2 protein-coding genes and 2 pseudogenes are annotated in these 2023 nt (G+C 57.0%); all 4 read left to right on the top strand.

The window, feature by feature from the left end; all coding sequences use genetic code 11:
• A pseudogene (locus ERD80_RS21555) lies at positions 1-258 on the top strand (flagellar hook-length control protein FliK); the annotation flags it as partial.
• Between the two features lie 130 nt (positions 259-388).
• Positions 389-874: a flagellar basal body-associated protein FliL gene (gene fliL / locus ERD80_RS21550; protein ID WP_021509864.1), complete on the top strand. Its 486-nt coding sequence runs from the start codon at positions 389-391 to the stop codon at positions 872-874.
• 4 nt (positions 875-878) lie between these two features.
• Complete coding sequence (gene fliM, locus ERD80_RS21545; protein WP_021509863.1) at positions 879-1886, top strand: flagellar motor switch protein FliM; 1008 nt, start codon at positions 879-881, stop codon at positions 1884-1886.
• Positions 1879-2023 (top strand): annotated as a pseudogene (gene fliN / locus ERD80_RS21540) (flagellar motor switch protein FliN); the annotation flags it as partial. The gene fliM and the pseudogene fliN, both read left to right, overlap by 8 nt.

Below are 2023 nucleotides of genomic sequence, written 5' to 3'. Positions count from 1 at the left end.
GCCGCGCTGGAAGCGGCGCTCCCACAGCTGCGTACGGCGCTGGCGGAGAGCGGCATTAACCTGGGACAGAGTAACGTCAACAGCGACGCCTTCGCACAGGGCCAGAGTTATCAGGGCCAGCAGGAAGGACGTCGCGACGGCCAGTACGGCAGCTTTACCCTCTCCCAGGACAGTGACAACGAGATAACGCCTATTGCCGTCCCGGCAGCCCTCCAGGCGCGCGCGACCGGCAACGGCGCTGTCGATATCTTTGCCTGACAGCGACTAAACGCTGAAGGTAAGCGTAAAACCCGCGTCTTTTCTTCCCATTGTTTGACTTAAGACGCGGGATAATCTGTCCAGGTAAGCCGAGAGGCTTACCCATAATTCACAGGAAGTAACTGCAAACATGTCTGATAACGCGAAAGCTAAAGGCCGCAAACGTTCATTACTAATTCCGGTGTTACTGATTGTAACGCTGGCCGCTTGCAGCGTGGCAGGCTATGCAGTCTGGCGAATGATGAATAAACACGAGGGTGACAAGCCGGAGGCTGCCAAAGTGGAGCCACCGCCCGCCCCGGTATTTTTTGCAATGGATACGTTTACGGTTAACCTGGTCAATCCCGACAACGATCCCGATCGCGTGCTGTACGTAGGCTTTACCCTGCGTCTGCCGGATGAGGATACCCGTCGTCGGCTGAATGACTACCTGCCTGAGGTGCGCAGCCGTTTGCTGCTGCTGCTTTCACGTCAGAGCGCCAGCGCGCTGGCAACCGAGCAAGGCAAACAGGCCCTGGTTGAACAGATCAAACAGGTGCTGGCGCCACCGCTGGTAAAAGGTCAACCTGCGCAGGTAGTCAGTGACGTGCTGTTTACCGCCTTCATTTTGAGGTGACTTAATGGGCGATAGCATTCTCTCCCAGGCTGAGATTGACGCGCTGCTCAATGGCGACAGTGACAGTGCGGAAGTAGAGAACAGTTCCAAAGGGGCCGATGGCGATATCCGCCCCTATGATCCCAATACCCAGCGTCGCGTGGTGCGCGAGCGTCTGCAGGCGCTGGAGATCATCAATGAGCGTTTTGCCCGTCATTTCCGTATGGCGCTGTTCAACCTGCTGCGCCGCAGCCCGGATATCAGCGTTGGGGCAATCAAGATTCAGCCGTACCATGAGTTTGCCCGCAACCTGCCGGTGCCAACCAACCTGAACCTGATTCACCTGCAGCCGCTGCGGGGGACTGCGCTGGTGGTGTTCTCGCCGAGCCTGGTGTTTATCGCCGTGGATAACCTGTTTGGCGGCGACGGTCGTTTTCCGACCAAAGTGGAAGGCCGTGAGTTCACCCACACCGAGCAGCGCGTGATTCGCCGCATGCTCAAGCTGGCGCTGGAAGGCTACAGCGACGCATGGAAAGCCATTTATCCGCTGGAAGTGGAATACGTGCGTTCTGAAATGCAGGTGAAGTTCACCAACATCACCACCTCGCCGAACGATATCGTGGTCAACACGCCGTTTCAGGTGGAGATTGGCAACCTGGTGGGTGAGTTCAATATCTGTATTCCGTTTTCGATGATTGAGCCGCTGCGCGAGCTGCTGGTCAATCCACCGCTGGAGAACTCGCGTCAGGAAGATAACCACTGGCGCGACAATCTGGTGAAACAGGTGCAGCACTCGGAGCTGGAGCTGATTGCCCACTTCGCTGAAACGTCGCTGCGTCTGTCACGTATTTTGCAACTGAAACCTGGTGACGTCCTGCCCATTGAGAAGCCGGACCGCATCATTGCCCACGTCGACGGCGTACCGGTACTGACGAGCCAGTATGGCACGCTCAACGGCCAGTATGCGCTGCGTGTAGAACATCTGATTAACCCGATTTTGAATTCGCTGAATGAGGAACAGCCCAATGAGTGACAGCAAAAAACCGTCCGATGATATCTCTGCGGACGATCTGTGGGCTGAAGCGATGAACGAGCAGGCGGCGACCAGCAGTGCAGCGGAGCCAGGCGATAACGTATTTAAGTCGCTTGAGGCCAGCGCCGCCAGCGGCT

The organism is Pantoea sp. R102, assembly GCF_004916815.1.
Lineage (GTDB): Bacteria > Pseudomonadota > Gammaproteobacteria > Enterobacterales > Enterobacteriaceae > Pantoea > Pantoea dispersa.
Note: the sequence above shows the minus strand (reverse complement) of the source record. Positions and strands in the feature narration are given on the sequence as shown.

Excerpts from the sequence above, each read along its gene's own strand:
- fliL (WP_021509864.1), top strand. The coding sequence starts at position 389 with ATGTCTGATAACGCGAAAGCTAAAGGCCGCAAACGTTCATTACTAATT.
- fliM (WP_021509863.1), top strand. The coding sequence starts at position 879 with ATGGGCGATAGCATTCTCTCCCAGGCTGAGATTGACGCGCTGCTCAAT.